Genomic DNA, 13,668 nt, shown 5'->3' with positions numbered 1-13,668 from the left:
AGCAATAAAGGATTTCTTCATTTTTTCCTTTCACATATAATATTTTGAAGTGAGTGAAGGGCATTACCGGTAAATCCGTAAAAAGATCAGTTTTCAATAATGATGATCTTATTGAGACTGGTCTTTTTGTTTACATAATGTATAAATGTTACTTTTGAAAATTAGCAACGTAATCATTTTTTACACGATAGGAAAGTGTAAGAAATATTATGATATAGAGCATAAATTTTAATGTGCAAAGTATAGAAAAAAAGGGAATAAAGTAATAAATAAAAATTTAGAAAGGAGTAGAGCTTTATGGAGACAGCAATTATTACGGGAGCTTCAAAAGGTTTGGGAGCAGCGGTTGCAAAGTTATTTTTAGAGTCAGGCATTAATGTGGTGGGGATTTCCCGAACCGATAACACTCAGTTATATAGTTATGCAAAAGAAAATAATGCTGATTATCAATTTATATCATGTGATTTATCTGAAAAGGATGCTATAGAAAAAGTATGCCAAAGTCTTGAGGAAATTTTGTTTAACGATACACTGTCTAAATTGTATTTAATCAATAATGCAGGCTTAGTTGATCCGATTGATCGTGCTGAAAATATAGAGATAGATGACTTAATGAAGCAAATTCATGTAAATACGGTCGCACCAATGGCCTTGACGAATTATTTTTTGAAAAAAGCGACCGAAAATAATATTCAACTTCTTACTGCAATCGTAACCTCGGGAGCAGCTGACAAACCAAAGTATGGATGGAGCGTTTATTGTTCGACAAAAGCTAGTATGAATATGTATACGCAGACGGTTGCCATAGAACAGGCAGAAACAGAACATGCTATTATTGCATTTAGCCCTGGTGTTATGGATACAGGAATGCAAGAAATAATTCGTTCCAGCTCACAAGGAGCATTTAAAGATGTAGAAAGTTTCCGCGCATTAAAAGAAAATAATCAATTAAGGGATGCAGATGTCATAGGCGGCGTTTTGATTGATATTTTAATGGATGACAATATTGAAAACGGGAAAATTTATGACGTTCGGGAATATATTTAGTATACGGATAAAAGAATGAAATTTACCAATGTTTTTTTATGGGACGAGTGACCGCAGCGGTCATATTAAACTGACAACATTGGTGACCGCAGTCCTTTTAAAAAATGGATATAAAAAGCATTATATTCATGGACAAAAAACAAGCTTTGCTGAGTTTTTCTAAAAAAATAGTCATTCGCCTTCCCAATTTGGATGAAGCTGCATAAGTTAAAGTAGTTCAAATAGAGGAGGTTATATACACATGGGTAAAGAATGTTGTGATGATCATCGCCAAAGCTTTGGCTCAGCGGGCTTTGCGTTATTAGTTGTGTTATTTATTTTGTTAATTATTATTGGAACAGCGTACTCTGGAAACCAAGGCTACACGGGTGGCTACTACTGTTAATCATTAAAAATAAGAAGACTTACTTGCGGGCAAATTGGCAAGTAAGTCTTCTTTCTGTTTTATCACAGGGTAAACTCCTGCCTCCAAATTAATAAAGTCAGTACATCATTATACCGGCAAAGGTTGCACTTTGGAAAGTATTTAAATCAGCTGTCCAGATTTTGCAACGTTTTTAATGTTACTTTTTTACGTGAATAGGCTTGTGCAGAAATGGTAACTGCAAGTGTAACCATTAGCATAATAAACATAACTGGATAAACACCCGTTATATTTGTATTCCAAAGTATAATCGTTAAAATTCCAAAAAAAGCGATTTGCGCAAGAGAAATAAAAAATGGTATAAATCTCCCTTTAAATAATTCCTGTTCGTCCGTCCAGTGAAGCTTTGGTATTTGAATATCTATGATGAAGTTAATCATCACAGCTAACCAGTTATAGAGCAATGTAATGCCTATCCAACCAATAAATATTTCCAAAGGAATATTTACATAAATACCAACTCCCATAATAAGTATAAATGGCAGGAGTGATATAAAATAGGCTACAAGTAATTTTGCTTGAAGTAAATTATGAAAGGGGATTGGTAAGAATAAATTTAATTTATTGCTTGCTCCCTCTCTGGAAAAGGCCGTAAACGCTGTTGCATTTGCGCTTAAAATAAATATCGAGATCATGAATAGTATAAGAAATAGATTTTTTTCTGGTGCAGTAGGAACAAATCCTGCTAGCTCATCTCCCATATCTAAAAATAAAATTACCGTTATAAAAACCGGAAAAAATAATGACTGAATAACACATTGCATGAGAAAAGCAGGAGTACGAAAAATTATTTTTATTTCTTTGAGTATATATGTTTTTAAAATCGAGCGCTGTTGTGTCAGTTTTTGCGATGTTTTAGCTGATAATTTTCCTTTACTTCCTGAGCTCATTCCACGGACGCCCTTTAGATAAAATTGCTGTCCTGCCCAAATAAATAATAAAATGCTAAGGGCAAATACAGCTAGAAGCGCAAGCAGGAATAGAATACCGGACCAGCTGTCAGCAAAGTATAGGCTGCTTGCACCGAAGTAGGCGGGTGGAAAGATTATCGTAATCATCTGAAGTAATCCTTCTTGCTCCTGTATAGCGACCGTAAGTGTATCAACTAATGCAGCATCATCCATATTTAGACGGACAAGGACGTTAATGAAAATAATAAATAATAAAGAGCCGACACCCATAAAGATTTTAGAACGATCCTTGTTCTTTGCAATATTAACATAACGCATGATAAACATGAGGATAATTGCTACAAGACTAAATGGAATGATTGGAAAAATGAGAAACAAAATAAAACCATAGGCATAAAATATAACCGATGCGTTACTAAGGCTTCCATACATGAATAGAAAAGGTAAAAAAAGTAATGCGGATATTAAATAATTATAGATTAAAGGATTTGCTGCTTTTCCAGTCAATAGTTGATAAGGGTGAACAGGTAATGGAATATAGGCTGTAATGTCATCTGAAAAATAAAAAGTAGATAAAACCATGATAAATGAGAAAAAAAGCAGTATCGCTGTAATAAAGAGCAATACCAAACCTAAAAGCATACTTTCCTGGTTCACTTCAGCCAGAATATGATAGGCGTTAGAGAATATGGAATTTAATCCCTGCATGATCATAATGAAAAAAGGAATTAAAATCAGGGAACCGACTACATAAATCCAAGCGTTATTTTGTTTGCCGGCTGAGGAATATTGCATTTTTAACATGATTTTTGTCACTGTCCATGTATTACGCATCATTGGTCAACTCCAAAAATACATTCTCAAGGGACTGATCTGTTTGATATTTAGCTTGCAGCTCATCAATGGTTCCATAAAATAAAAGCTTACCACGGTTAATAATAGCCACTTCATCACAGAGCTGTTCTACAACCTCCAGACCATGGCTGGAGAAAAAAACCGTATTTCCTTTGTCGGCATGCTCTCGCATCATTTGCTTTAAAGCATGGGATGATTTTGGATCCAGGCCGGTTAACGGTTCATCTAAGATCCAAATATCTGGATCATGCAGCAGCACAGAGGTAACCATAATCTTTTGCCGCATGCCATGAGAGTAGCTTTGAATATAATTTCCCAAGGCATGATCAATTGAAAATTGTTCTGTGTAATAAGTTATTTTTTCTTGTCGTACTACCTCAGGAACTTGGTAAATGTCAGCAATAAAATTAAGATATTCTAACCCTTTTAGTCTCAGAAAAATATCTGAGCGGTCTGGAACAAACCCAAAAATCTGTTTTGCTTTTAAAGATTCTTTTTCAATATCAATTCCATTTAAAGTAATTGTTCCTTCATCTATTGGTAAAACACCAGTCATCATATTAATAGTAGTAGACTTACCCGCACCATTAGGTCCGAGAAAACCGACAATTTTTCCATCTGGAATGGTTAATGTTAAATCTTCAATAATTTTTTTGTTGCCATCAAAACTTTTATTAATATGGGAAATCTCTATCACAAGAAAACCTCCTTTTTCTATTCTGTTTATATTACGGGGTAAGGATAAGCTTATCGTAACACGCTGCCAGTTTTTCGCAAAATGCTTTTACCATTATTATGAAATAAAAGTATTTTCATTTACTTTCATAACTCAATTTACGCACCTTAAAAAGTGACTTCATTTTTATAGAAAAAAGAGTGGATTGTTCTTTTAATAAAAAGAATAGCAGGTGAAGTGTAAAATACCGCTGCGGCGGACCGTTTTGCTTTCCGACGTACAACGGTTTTGATGGGGCGAGTAATCGCAGTCCCAACCCCAGGACGTTGCGTTCTTAGTCTACCTAGGGGCACGCTCTTCAGCTAACTTTTGCCAAGAAGATCGCTTGGCAAAAGTGGATCTTCAGATGGTGCTGATCCCTCAGGAGTCAAAACGGTCCGCCTCCGCTAGTATGGTGTTCTATACGTGGAATAGTTGAACAAATAAAAGTAGATCAGACAGAAGAGATTTTTCGTAGTGCATCGTAAAAATGTTCAGCCAAGATTACTTTTTGTGTATGAAAGCTGTTCTTGATGTTAACGATTCATGCAGTTTTGAATTGAACTGCTAAACCAACCATTTAAAATACAGGAATGATTGTTTATAGAGACTGCAAAGCGATTATTTCGTCCAACTCATCAAAATGTTATTTCTGTCATTCGCTGTATAATTTTATCAGAGTGGAGTGGTTGGCCGGAGCGGGAGCTATACACTATCATTCGTTCAAAAAAAGTACAATAATGAAGAACTCGATAATCCTGAAATAGCAAGATATATATGCTTATTCTTAGGTGCGAAAGTTGAGTTTCATAATATATTAAAGAGAGGTGATTTCTTGGAACGATCAAATTCCAAGTTAGCAATTACATCTATAGTTACTGTGCAGATGAAGGTAATATACTGTTCGTTTCAGAATGGTTGTGTTAGAATTTACAATGGACTGTAGATATGAAACATTATTTAAAATAATTTAATTGATTTCCCTTATAGTATTGCGTATATAGAATTTAGAAAGGAAGTAAAGTAAATGATAACTAGAAAAAGTAAACGAGAAGTACAGCAAATGCAAGAAGCAGCTGATTTGCTTGTAGCTACACATAAAGAACTTGCAAAACGTATTAAGCCAGGTGTCACCACACTGGAGTTAGATAAATTCGTGGAAAAATTTCTGGAAGAACATGGAGCGACTCCAGAGCAAAAAGGTTATAATGGTTATCCTTATGCAATTTGCGCTTCGTTGAATGATGAAATTTGTCATGGATTTCCAACGGAGAAACCACTGGAAGATGGGGATATTGTAACGATTGATATGGTCGTTAATTTAAACGGAGGTTTAGCTGACTCTGCATGGACCTATGCTGTGGGGAATGTAGATGAAAAAGGACAGAAGCTAATTGAAGTAACGAAGGAAGCACTATATAAAGGAGTTGCCCAGGCAAAACATGGTAACCGTTTAGGAGATATTGGGCACGCGATTCAATCTTATGCAGAGACGGAAGGTTTTTCTGTCGTTCGTGACTTCACTGGTCACGGAATTGGACCTACAATTCATGAAGACCCGCACGTGCCGCATTACGGTTTGCCCAATAAAGGCATTCGTTTAAAAGAAGGTATGGTTATTACGATTGAGCCAATGATTAATGAAGGTGACTGGCGTAGTAAGATGGATGATAACGGATGGACTGCCAGAACAATTGATAAAGGACGTTCTGCACAGTTTGAGCACCAAATTGTTGTTACGAAGGAAGATCCGATTATTTTAACGGAGCAAGACAAGTAAACATAAACCCTCATGAATGATCTGTATCATTCATGAGGGTTTATTTCTTTTCATCTTATTTTTTAGCTGTTCTTGCTCCAAATAAAATAGTAATAAGCGGGCTTAACAAACAGAAAAATGCAAATGGCAAGTATGTCAGTACAGGAATACCTAAAACATCGGCGATAAATACGCCGCATACACTCCAAGGAACAAGCGGATTAATTACTGTTCCTGCATCTTCTAATGTTCGGGCTAATGCTTTTTTCGTTAAGCCGGCTCTTTCATAAATTTGCTGAAACGTTTCGCCGGTTAAGAGGATAGATAAATATTGCTCTCCTATGAAGACATTGACACCAATTGCTGTACCAGCTGTCGAAGCGATAATGGATCTTGTTCTTCGAAGTTTTGTTTGCAGCGTCTTGAGTAAGGTCGGTAAAATCCCTGTAACAAATAATAATCCGCCAAAACTTAAAGCAAGGAGTACGAGAGTAATGGTGAAAAACATATCTTCCATACCGCCTCGCGTTATTAATTCATTTACAGGTTCAAAATCTGATCCTCCAGGATGTCCACCTAACCATATTGCAGGAATTTCGCTTAAAGAAAACCTGTTAAAAGCAATCGCAATGATACTTGCAATCACACTACTGATAGATAGTGATAAGAAAGCGGAAAGTTTAAAAATTGTGCAAACAATCAAGATAATTAATGGAATCCAGGAACTCCAATGGATCAGCCCAGTGGCTTGCAGCGCATCTTGATACTGGGCAATGTTATTGCTCGCATAGGAGTCACTTGGTGAAAGTATTGCAAAAGCAATGAACGATAGAATAAACGCTGGAATCGTCGTTAAGCTAATATGTTTAATATGCTCAAATAAATCTACACCAACAATCGTTGAAGCCAGATTCGTTGTATCCGATAAAGGTGACATTTTATCACCAAAAAAAGCTCCAGAAACGATTGCTCCAGCTGTAATTGCTAAAGAAGCATCCATTGCTCCGGCCATTCCAATCAGGGCAACTCCGACAGTTGCTGTAGTGGTCAGGGAGCTGCCTAAAGAGATGCCGATAATTCCGGTAATCGCAAAGACAATCGCATAAAACCACGTAGTCGAAATCAGGGATAACCCAGTTGTCATTAAAGCAGGGATTGTTCCGCTGATCATCCAGCTGCTAATTAAAATACCAATTACAAAGAATAGGAATACCGCTCCCATTGCGGATCCGGCACCTAATCCCATTGCTTTTTGCAAGGATTGGTAACTGATTTTATTCCATAAACCATAGCCGATTAAAATAAATATAGCTATAAGAATAGGTATGTGAGGTGCAGCTTCCAGACCAATCATGAAAAAACTGATAATTGCTATAATCAGGATAAGAAAAATGACGGAGACTGCTAATGAAGGATTATGTTGTGCCTTAATTGAATTCATTTTTATTTCCTCCTTGGCTTGTATACGCATAAGATATGACTCATTTTTTATAAAAGCATATAAAATGCATTGTTATCGTTTTAAACCAATAAAAAAACTTCGCCCCTCTGATAGGGACGAAGTGTTATCTCCGCGTTACCACCCTAGTTAATGCCCAAATACACGCATTCACTTGATTACAGTGACAAGTATGATTACAAAGCCTGTAATTCAATCGATTATACACCAAGGTTTTCACCAGCCACCTTGTCTCTTGATCACTGTTATATAATGATTTACTGCGGACTTTTACTGTCAAACGATAGAATTGTTAATAATGACTATACAATTAATTTACTCGAGTTGTCAATAAGAGATTTAGATAAGGCAAGGTGCTGCCTTAAAATCAAAGATAAGCTAATATGCGAATATCCGGCGAAAAGGGGAGTTGTTAGATGTTTTATGGTTATAAGTTGTTTTATTCTTTATCTGCTTCATAAGGTTCAATGTGAATTAATGCGTGATTGATTCCATACTCTTTATAAAGATAATCCTCAATATGTTCTGTGATTGCGTGACTATCTGCTACATTCAGCCTGGCATCTACTAAGATAGTAATATCCAGAAGCTCCTGGTTTCCGTGAATCCGTCCTTTAATATCCACAACATCCCGTACATTCTTAAATGTTCGGATTGCTTCCTTCATCTCATCTAATTTTTTATAATCGAACCCATCTGTCAATGTCACGGTAGAATCTTTAAAAATATCCCAGGCTGTTTTACAAATGATTAATCCAACCAAAATAGCTACAACCGGATCCAGCCAGAAAAGTCCAAATTGTGCTCCGATAATACCGATAAAAACACCAATACTTACAAAAGCGTCAGAACGATTATCCATTGCTGCAGCATAGAGAGCACTGCTTCCGATTTTTTTGGACAGTTTCAAGTTATAGCTGAAAACACCCAGCATAACAAAAGCGGCAAATATGGCCACCCAGGCTGTCAGCATATCCGGCTGCTCATACTCAGAAGCATAAAGCGACTGGCCTGCAGTAAATATTACTTGAAGTCCAATAAACATCATAATAAAAGCAGCAAATAAAGAAGCAATACTTTCCGCACGGTAATGACCATAACGATGTACAGAATCTGCAGGTTTGACGGCTATTTTTAAACCAACTAATACAGCAATCGAAGCAATAATATCTGTAAAGTTATTCAGACCATCCGCACGCAATCCTTCCGAATTTCCGATAGAAGCAATATAAAGCTTTAGAATAGCCAAAAAGATATAGGCAATGATACTGAGCCAGGCGCCTTTTTCTCCACTTTTTAAGTTTTCATTATGATTATTCATTTTTTATCCCACCATATTTAAAAATTCACTCTGTCATAAGTATTTCAAAGTTCACTTTGCCATTTTTATAAATGAACTGTAAACATCTTCTGTATATATTTTGATACCATTTCAGGTCAGCTTATATAGTCTACCAAATCAAGTGCCGGTGGGTCTAGAGAAACATAAGAGACCCCAGGAAGAGTTATTGTGAGCTGTAAGCATATTTTCCTTGGGGAAACAATCATTATTTTGGCAGTATTTATTGTTTCTATTTATATAAAAAATGATTCAGAAAAAAGAAAGGTTATTCAAAAATGGATTTATTTTTTGATCACCTGTATGGCAACTATGAATCGAAAATAAAATTTTAAAATATCTTATAGTTGAAATTTATAGAAAGTTTGTGCATAATGGTTAAAAGGCTTTAAGGGGGAATCTTCCATGAAACAAGAAAAAGTCGTTTACCGCTTTTTTCAATACGTAGGAGAGCCATTAACAGCACGAAAAGAGTTGGCATTTGAAGAGAAACTGACTGCACAATTATTACTGGACGAGCTCGTGTTTAACTGGAATAAATCTCACTTGGAAGAAAAAATTAATCATGCCATTGAAACAAATAATTATACAGATTTTAAACAATATAGTGAAGCTTATAAACAATATGTATGGGAAGATTGAATATAAAACAAAACCTCACACAGTGGGAGTTTTTACGGGCATTTGTCCGTGATAAAAGGTATAGGTGCTGGAGACTGCGTGCACCTGTACCTTTTTTAATAGAATAAAAAAGAATGAAACACATTTCTTCTTAGATGGGGGGAGAGAAGACGATTCCTGCTGGAAAAAACGAACAGACCTGAGCAGGAAGTGGTTTTTCCCTGTGGCTAAAGCTGTTGCACGAGAAAAGCAGTTTTAGGCAGCGGAGATTTATTTGGCAGGAACATCGGTTTTCTTGGAATTCTTATAAATTATTTTCTGTAATAAAAATTTTTGCCATAAAATAAGCGCTTGCAGTAAATAACTGTGTTTTGATTTTATTTGAAAGGATTTGATTTCCAAAGTTATCGAATTCAAACAATTTAACTTTTATCTCTTCTGTATCATCTAAGTCTTGCTCATATGCTTTAAAAGCTTCTAGTATTAGAAAGGTTTTAACTGTATTGTTTTGTGTTGCTGGATTTACCATAAATTCACCTAAGAAAATAGGTCTTCTTAAAGAAGTATAGCCTGTTTCTTCCTTTACTTCTCGAATTAACCCTTCTTCGTGAGTTTCATTTCCTTCTTTTTTTCCAGCAGGGACTTCCAGGAAAAAATCTTCTCCTGCATAACGATATTGTTCAACAAGCACAATTTGGAGTTCCTTTGTTATTACAACCGCATTAACCCAATCAGAGTATTCGTTGACATAATAATCATCAATTACAATACCATTGGGAAGCAGACAAGTATCTTTTCTAATATTTCCGAATGGACTTTTGTGCAAATACTCTGATTTTAATCTTTTCCATGTCTCCATAATTAACCTCCAAATTTTATGATGTCTTTTATAAGGTCACTATTTTTATTAAGCTTTCCCTGTCGGTTTAGATGAAATATTTCACAAAAATTATTCTACCATATATTAGTAATTTCATCACGGAGAATCGTCCGTAAAGCCTCGGCCTCAAAGTAAAGCGTAAAAATAAATTTATTTAGGCGGGAGGTATCGGTCGCACTAATCTGACAACATTGAAGCAAAACTCCCATAGGATGAAATTTCTTTTTAAAAATATTTAAACTATAATGGTCTTTCTATCAGTTTGAGCAATCGTTGTTTTCAGCTTTATAATATTAACTCAATTTTCGCACCTAAGAATAAGTATATATATCTTGCTATTTCAGGATTATCGAGTTCTTCATTATTGTGCTTGCTTTTTAGTTAAATCAGCTTTTTTTGAACGAATGATAGTGTATAGCTTCCGCTCCGTCCAACCACTCCGCTTTCCGACGTACAAATGTTTTCGATGGGGCGAGTAATCGCAGTCCCAGGAGTCACGGGTTTAGCCTGCCAACCACTTGTCTCCGTGGTTGGCCTCCGCTTAATTAGGATTCTACAGCGAATATAAGAAATAACATCCTGTTGGGGTGGACGAAATAGTTTCTCTAACGCTTGATGACACGATCATTCCGTTATTTCAAATGGATGGTTTAGCAGTTCGAATCAAAACAGCATGGATAATTAACAACAGGAATAGCTTTCATGCACAGAAAGTAATCTTGGTGGAACTTTTACCATGCAGCATAAAAAATATGTTCTGCCTGATCTACTTTTATTTGTTCAGCTATTTCACGTATAGAACATCTAACTAGCGGAGGCGGACCGTTTTGACTCCTGAGGGATCAGCACCATCTGAAGATCCACTTTTGCCAAGCGTTCTTCTTGGCAAAAGTTAGCTGAAGAGCGTGCCCCTAGGAAAGCAAAACGGTCCGCCGCAGCGGTATTTTACACCTCACCTTCTATCCTTTGGCAAGGGAGTTATCAAAGGAATGATCAACTCCTGTTTCTATGGAAATGAAGTTATTTTTTGCGGTTCGAAGGTTGAAATGTTAACAAAAGAATTTTCTTGATTATTTAACAGTGATTACCTTTTTGTAAGTACAAAGTAAAAAAAAACAGTTGTAAAAACATTCATGTAAATATATTCTTATGTAAAAAAGACGGAAAATAGGTTTTTTAAGAAATAAGGTTAAATTAAAAAAATAGATAGGATTAACCAAATAAATCCATTATAATGCAAGTAAAGGGAGGGGGATAAGGTGGACGGAAAATCGAGAAAGAAAATACAGCGCAGTTGGATGATGTATGATTTTGGGAATTCTGCTTTTGCGACAACGATTATGGCTGCTGTACTGCCAGTTTATTATTCGTCTGTTGCTGCATCTGGTCTGGAAGGTCACCTGGCAACGAGCTACTGGGGGTATTCTCAATCTATTTCTGTATTAATCGTAGCAATCCTTGCACCAATTTTAGGTGCAATTAGTGATTTTTCAGCAGCAAAGAAAAAGTTTCTCCGTTTTTTTGCATTTATGGGGATAATTGCAAGTATTTTAATGATATTTATTAGTGAAGGAGATTATTTACTTGCCTCATTATTATTTATTGTCGGTTCGATCGGGTTCTCTGGCGGAAATATATTTTATGACGGGTTTTTACCAGAGATCGCTGATAAGGAAGAGATAGATAAAGTATCTTCCGGTGGATTTGCATATGGATATATTGGTGGCGGTTTATTATTAGCAGTGAACGTAATGATGATCTTAAAGCCGTCCTGGTTCGGGATTGCGGATACGGAGTGGGCAACCAGAATATCTCTTGCTTCGGTAGGTGTCTGGTGGCTGATTTTTACCATTCCACTCCTGAAAAATATCAAAGAAGAGAAAAAAGAGAAAGTAAAGCGGGAAAAATCATATGTAGCCATTGGATTTTCCAGAGTCGGGAATACTTTCCGGGAAATAAAACAATTTAAACAGTTAGCTATTTTTCTGCTGGCTTTTTGGCTTTATAATGATGGTATTTCAACGATTATCCGAATGGCAACTGTTTATGGCAGCGAGATTGGTATCGGTCAAAATGATTTAATTATTGCCTTACTCGTTACACAATTTGTCGGTATCCCATTTACGTTCTTTTTTGGCTGGCTGGCAACAAAGATTACAGCGAAGAAGGCATTATTTATAACATTATATATTTACTTAGGAATTGTGATTATTGGTTACTTTATGAACACCGCATTGCATTTTTATATTTTAGCTATTATTGTAGGAATGGTTCAAGGAGGAGCGCAATCATTAAGCCGTTCTATCTTTGGCCGAATGATTCCAACAGGTAAACATGCGGAATTCTTTGGATTTTACGGTATTTCATCAAAGTTTGCCGCTGTTGTCGGGCCATTTATGTTTGCGGCTATTGGACAGTTGACAGGGAATAGCCGTTTAGGAATTTTATCGTTGATCTTCTTCTTTATTGCTGGAATTCTACTCTTGAAGTTTGTAGATATCGATAAGGGAATTGAAGAAGCGAAGAAATCTTCGGATAAAAACGAGGCAGTAAACATACGCCCACAATAAAAAGAAAAGCACATACTGTCTGGTTCCTCAGAACAAAAACAGTATGTGCTTTCTTGATTATACAATCGGTACACTGAAACGGTTTATATCGTGATTTACTAAAGGAGTTCCTGTGTCGTATGAAATATTTCCAATACGGCGACGCAGCTGTTCTTTTGCTGATTCTCCACCTTCATTCCAATAATCCAAAACGAGAGGAAGTAAACTAACTGCATCCTCTAATGCGTCTGTGTATAACTCTTCAAAGCTTTCCTCATGTTCTTCGCCTGTAGCTGAATGAATCCAAGGTGTTTTTTCTTCATTCAGATAATCTATATACTCGTTGGCTGGTTGATGAGAATAGGAGCTGATAAATGGCTTTAAGATCTTATTCTTCAAACCGCTGGGATCAGCAAAAAGCTTTTGGGCAGTGACTATATCCTGATAAGCAATTTGAATATCTTTTACTTGAAAAGATAATGCAGGATAAAACTTACGGATGCTTTCAGCTAACAAGTATAGAATGGGTGCAGGTAACATTTTGCCAACATTTATTTCTTCATATACTGGATGCTTCCACACTTCCATTTTGCGAGTGTTTAAAGCCCATTTTGTATCAATAAGTGTCTCCAGCTTTTGATGTTTGCTGCCCTGATAGCCAGCACGGTAATGAATATATGGATGAGTACGGCGATCCAGCAAATGATGCGTGATAAAACCTAGCACATATATTTTTACTTCATCTGATTGTGTCTGAGCTTTTTCTATCAGATGGTTTAGAAAAGGACCGCATTCTTTTGTATGTAAGGCATTACCGATTTCCTGTCCAGTTGTTTGATTAGAATACCATGGCCAAAACCGATAATAAAAGAAAGGATCGGGACCTTGAGCTCCTAAAAACAGGACATGCCGATAAGGGGAATGATGTGCATGATAAGATAAGGAATTACAAACGTCTTCTGCGAAAAAAATATGTGTCCAAATATTTGGCATCATTTATTCCTCATTTCTATGTGAAAAATATAAGCTGTTTTCCATAAATGTATTTATCCTTATCTTATCATGAAAAAGAAATCGAAAAAAATCAAAAAATTTGATACACTAGATAT

Annotated in this window: 12 protein-coding genes; 6 read left to right on the top strand and 6 right to left on the bottom strand. The window is 36.1% G+C overall.

The features are described 5' to 3' along the window. The first annotated feature begins 297 nt into the window (after positions 1-297). A complete protein-coding gene (locus BN986_RS16400; protein ID WP_040982023.1) occupies positions 298-1,047 on the top strand; it encodes a (S)-benzoin forming benzil reductase in 750 nt (249 codons plus the stop codon). Positions 1,048-1,288: 241 nt separating this feature from the next. Next, entirely contained in the window at positions 1,289-1,432 is a 144-nt protein-coding gene (locus BN986_RS26315; protein ID WP_074435695.1) for a YjcZ family sporulation protein, read from the top strand. A 146-nt stretch (positions 1,433-1,578) separates the two neighbouring features. On the opposite strand, the gene BN986_RS16395 is transcribed toward BN986_RS26315, so the two are convergent. Then, a complete protein-coding gene (locus BN986_RS16395; protein ID WP_052400838.1) occupies positions 1,579-3,219 on the bottom strand; it encodes a putative ABC transporter permease subunit in 1,641 nt (546 codons plus the stop codon). Continuing rightward, positions 3,209-3,934: an ABC transporter ATP-binding protein gene (locus tag BN986_RS16390; protein ID WP_040982021.1), complete on the bottom strand. Its 726-nt coding sequence runs from the start codon at positions 3,932-3,934 to the stop codon at positions 3,209-3,211. The genes BN986_RS16395 and BN986_RS16390 overlap by 11 nt, the downstream gene beginning before the upstream one ends. A 1,045-nt stretch (positions 3,935-4,979) precedes the next feature. Between BN986_RS16390 and map the strand changes: the two genes are divergently transcribed. Beyond that, a complete protein-coding gene (map, locus tag BN986_RS16385) occupies positions 4,980-5,732 on the top strand; it encodes a type I methionyl aminopeptidase (RefSeq protein WP_040982019.1) in 753 nt (250 codons plus the stop codon). A 55-nt stretch (positions 5,733-5,787) separates the two neighbouring features. On the opposite strand, the gene nhaC is transcribed toward map, so the two are convergent. Together nhaC and BN986_RS16375 are read right to left on the bottom strand one after the other, a co-directional pair. Continuing rightward, positions 5,788-7,152 carry a Na+/H+ antiporter NhaC gene (gene nhaC / locus BN986_RS16380; RefSeq protein ID WP_040982017.1) on the bottom strand — a complete coding sequence of 455 codons (1,365 nt, stop codon included), beginning with the start codon at positions 7,150-7,152 and terminating at the stop codon, positions 5,788-5,790. A 457-nt stretch (positions 7,153-7,609) separates the two neighbouring features. Next, positions 7,610-8,491: a cation diffusion facilitator family transporter gene (locus BN986_RS16375; RefSeq protein ID WP_040982015.1), complete on the bottom strand. Its 882-nt coding sequence runs from the start codon at positions 8,489-8,491 to the stop codon at positions 7,610-7,612. A gap of 189 nt (positions 8,492-8,680) precedes the next feature. Here BN986_RS16375 and BN986_RS27120 point away from each other — a divergent pair, with 189 nt between their 5' ends. Continuing rightward, positions 8,681-8,836, top strand: a complete 156-nt coding sequence (locus BN986_RS27120; protein WP_157037087.1) for a hypothetical protein — start codon at positions 8,681-8,683, stop codon at positions 8,834-8,836. A 78-nt stretch (positions 8,837-8,914) separates the two neighbouring features. After that, the gene (locus tag BN986_RS16370; RefSeq protein WP_040982013.1) at positions 8,915-9,151 is read left to right on the top strand and encodes an IDEAL domain-containing protein; all 237 of its coding nucleotides are present in this window, start codon (positions 8,915-8,917) and stop codon (positions 9,149-9,151) included. 283 nt (positions 9,152-9,434) lie between these two features. Here the strand turns inward: BN986_RS16370 and BN986_RS16365 are convergent, their stop codons facing one another. Continuing rightward, positions 9,435-9,989, bottom strand: coding sequence for an NUDIX hydrolase (locus tag BN986_RS16365; RefSeq protein WP_040982011.1), 555 nt, complete (start codon positions 9,987-9,989; stop codon positions 9,435-9,437). Between the two features lie 1,280 nt (positions 9,990-11,269). On the opposite strand from BN986_RS16365, the gene BN986_RS16360 reads away from it, so the two are divergent. Beyond that, positions 11,270-12,580, top strand: coding sequence for an MFS transporter (locus tag BN986_RS16360; protein WP_074435694.1), 1,311 nt, complete (start codon positions 11,270-11,272; stop codon positions 12,578-12,580). Between the two features lie 57 nt (positions 12,581-12,637). Here BN986_RS16360 and BN986_RS16355 read toward each other — a convergent pair whose 3' ends face one another. Further along, positions 12,638-13,552: a zinc dependent phospholipase C family protein gene (locus tag BN986_RS16355; RefSeq protein WP_040982009.1), complete on the bottom strand. Its 915-nt coding sequence runs from the start codon at positions 13,550-13,552 to the stop codon at positions 12,638-12,640. Positions 13,553-13,668: the final 116 nt, after the last annotated feature.

It is taken from the genome of Oceanobacillus jeddahensis, assembly GCF_000750635.1.
In the GTDB taxonomy this organism is placed as follows: Bacteria; Bacillota; Bacilli; order Bacillales; family Amphibacillaceae; genus Oceanobacillus; species Oceanobacillus jeddahense.
The sequence above is the reverse complement of the archived record's forward strand: the minus strand, read 5'-3'. Positions and strand labels throughout refer to the sequence as shown.

Coding starts and splice junctions, on each gene's coding strand:
- BN986_RS16400 (WP_040982023.1), top strand. CDS start 298: ATGGAGACAGCAATTATTACGGGAGCTTCAAAAGGTTTGGGAGCAGCG.
- BN986_RS26315 (WP_074435695.1), top strand. CDS start 1,289: ATGGGTAAAGAATGTTGTGATGATCATCGCCAAAGCTTTGGCTCAGCG.
- BN986_RS16395 (WP_052400838.1), bottom strand. CDS start 3,219: ATGATGCGTAATACATGGACAGTGACAAAAATCATGTTAAAAATGCAA.
- map (WP_040982019.1), top strand. CDS start 4,980: ATGATAACTAGAAAAAGTAAACGAGAAGTACAGCAAATGCAAGAAGCA.
- nhaC (WP_040982017.1), bottom strand. CDS start 7,152: ATGAATTCAATTAAGGCACAACATAATCCTTCATTAGCAGTCTCCGTC.
- BN986_RS16375 (WP_040982015.1), bottom strand. CDS start 8,491: ATGAATAATCATAATGAAAACTTAAAAAGTGGAGAAAAAGGCGCCTGG.
- BN986_RS16370 (WP_040982013.1), top strand. CDS start 8,915: ATGAAACAAGAAAAAGTCGTTTACCGCTTTTTTCAATACGTAGGAGAG.
- BN986_RS16365 (WP_040982011.1), bottom strand. CDS start 9,989: ATGGAGACATGGAAAAGATTAAAATCAGAGTATTTGCACAAAAGTCCA.
- BN986_RS16355 (WP_040982009.1), bottom strand. CDS start 13,552: ATGCCAAATATTTGGACACATATTTTTTTCGCAGAAGACGTTTGTAAT.